The following is a 2,463-nucleotide window of genomic DNA, read 5'->3' on the forward strand; positions in this document are numbered from 1 at the left end:
TAAGATTTTATTTTCGCCACCCAAAAAAGATTTTTAAGAAAAACAATGCCTAAAATTTCAATCATCTTGCCAACTTTTAATGTAGAAAAATATATAGCCAAAGCTTTAGAAAGTTGTATCAATCAAAGTTTTAAAGATATAGAAATAATTGTAGTGGATGATTGTGGGAGTGATAAAAGTATAGATATAGCTAAAGAATATGCCAAAAAAGATGAAAGAATAAAAATAATTCACAATGAAGAAAATTTAGGTCTTTTAAGAGCTAGATATGAAGGAGTTAAGGCAGCTGGGGGGGGGTATATTATGTTTTTAGACCCTGATGATTATTTAGAACTTAATGCTTGTGAAGAGTGTGTGAGAATTTTAAACACTGAAAAAGAAAGTGATTTTATATGGTTTGATTTTATATATAAAAGAATTTCAGGGGTTATAAATAGGGGAAATTTTTTACAAGATCAAACTTTTACTATTTTTGAATATTGTGAGAATATCATAATTCAAAATAAAAATATCTGTTATTGGAATCTTTGTTCTAAACTTATTAAAACAGAAATATATTTAGCATCTTTTTCTTTTTTAGAAAAAGAGATATTAAATACTAGATTAATTATGGCAGAAGATGCATTAATTTATTTTTTTATTATTTTAAATTGTGGAAAAATTACTACTAGTGCAAAAAATATTTATTATTATTGTGAAAATGACAATAGTTCTGTTGGGACTAATGATATTGTCAAAATTGAAAAAAACTTACAAGATGAAAAAATGGTTATTGGAATTTTACTAGAATTTTTAAATCATCATAAAAAGAATATTGAATTGTATTTGTATGTTTTTTTAAAAATAATGATTGGTAAATTAATCGTATATAAATTACATCGAGAAATAAAACTATATCGATTAAAATATAATTATATGATATATACAATGAAAAAAATAAAAAATAAATTTATAATAAAATATTTTTTATTGAAAAGATTTTTGATGGAAAAGTATTTTAAAAATAAATTTAATTGAATGTGTTATAATTATCGCTTAGATTACCATGTTGGAGTATTGGTATTGTTAAGCTTAAAATTTAATAAAGAATTAATGTGTGTAAAATTTCCGTCATAATCCCAATCTATAATGTAGAAAAATACCTAGATGAGTGTTTAAAAAGCGTTATAAATCAAACTTATAAAGATCTAGATATTATTTTAGTAGATGATGGTAGTACTGATAATAGCTTAAATATAGCTAAAGAATATGCCAAAAAAGATGAAAGAATTTTTCTTATTGCAAAAGGAAATGGTGGCTTAAGTTCAGCTAGAAATGCGGGTTTGGAATTTATAAAAGGTACTAAATTAAGAGATTTTTTTGAAAATGAAGAAAATATTATTAGTTATAAACAATCAAACACTTTTAAAAATAGTACAAAAGAACTTACAAAAGAAGAAATAAATAAAAACTTTACAAAACTTAGTAAAAATATAATCCAAACAAAGCTTAAAAATCTTAATGACTTTATCATTCAAGATTTACCTGATAATATTATTCACTTTTTAGATTCCGATGATTATTTAGAGCTTGATTGTATTGAAAAATGCGTAAATGAGATGAGTAAAGATGATATAGATATTTGCACACATAATATTAAAGAATTCCTTGAAGAAGAGCAAGTTTTTAGACAAAAAGCAGAGTGCGATATTTATTTAAATTGTAAATACACTAAAAATATCAGTGGGATTGATTTTTTTAAAAAAAATAATATTTGTGAGTTTTATTTTGCTTGGCAAGGAAGCTTTAGAGCAAAGTTGTTAAATATTTATAAGCTTCGTTTTACTTATGGGATTTATCACGAAGATCATGATTTTGGAACTATATTATTCTTAAGTGCTAAAAAAATAACTTGTGTTAAAGAAGAATTATTAATTTATAGAATTCGAGCTAATTCTATAATAAAAAGTGAAAAAGAAAAGATAATACCACAAAGCATACCTTTTTATTTAGAACCTTTAAGATATTATTTCGATGATTATTCTAAGCTTAGAGCTTATTTTAAAGCTTATTGTATGTGTGTAATTGGGGTTAATATTTTGCTTTTTTGCAAAGAAAGTAATATTTTAGACAAAAAACTCCAAATAAAATATTTTTTACATTATATTCATTATTATCTTGAGCAATACTATCCCTTAAATTATCTCAATATAAAGGATTTATTTACTTTAGTGGGTATCAATTTAAAACTTTTTAGATTTAAATTTATGTTAAGATTTTATTTTCGCCACCCAAAAAAGATTTTTAAGAAAAACAATGCCTAAAATTTCAATCATCTTGCCAACTTTTAATGTAGAAAAATATATAGCCAAAGCTTTAGAAAGTTGTATCAATCAAAGTTTTAAAGATATAGAAATAATTGTAGTGGATGATTGTGGGAGTGATAAAAGTATAGATATAGCTAAAGAATATGCCAAAAAAGAT

At 23.3% G+C, this 2,463-nt stretch carries 3 protein-coding genes; all 3 read left to right on the forward strand.

Features of this window, described 5'->3' with window-relative positions:
• Positions 1 to 45: 45 nt before the first annotated feature.
• Positions 46 to 1,017, forward strand: coding sequence for a glycosyltransferase family 2 protein (locus AJ882_RS01230; protein WP_011049888.1), 972 nt, complete (start codon positions 46 to 48; stop codon positions 1,015 to 1,017).
• 77 nt (positions 1,018 to 1,094) lie between these two features.
• On the forward strand, positions 1,095 to 2,303 hold the full coding sequence (locus tag AJ882_RS01235) for a glycosyltransferase family 2 protein (protein ID WP_011049887.1): 1,209 nt from the start codon (positions 1,095 to 1,097) through the stop codon (positions 2,301 to 2,303).
• The coding region (locus AJ882_RS09150; RefSeq protein ID WP_148127815.1) for a glycosyltransferase family 2 protein at positions 2,296 to 2,463 on the forward strand (168 nt) is incomplete at its 3' end. The genes AJ882_RS01235 and AJ882_RS09150, both read left to right, overlap by 8 nt.

The organism is Campylobacter sp. BCW_6461 (genome assembly GCF_001762735.1).
Lineage (GTDB): Bacteria > Campylobacterota > Campylobacteria > Campylobacterales > Campylobacteraceae > Campylobacter_D > Campylobacter_D jejuni.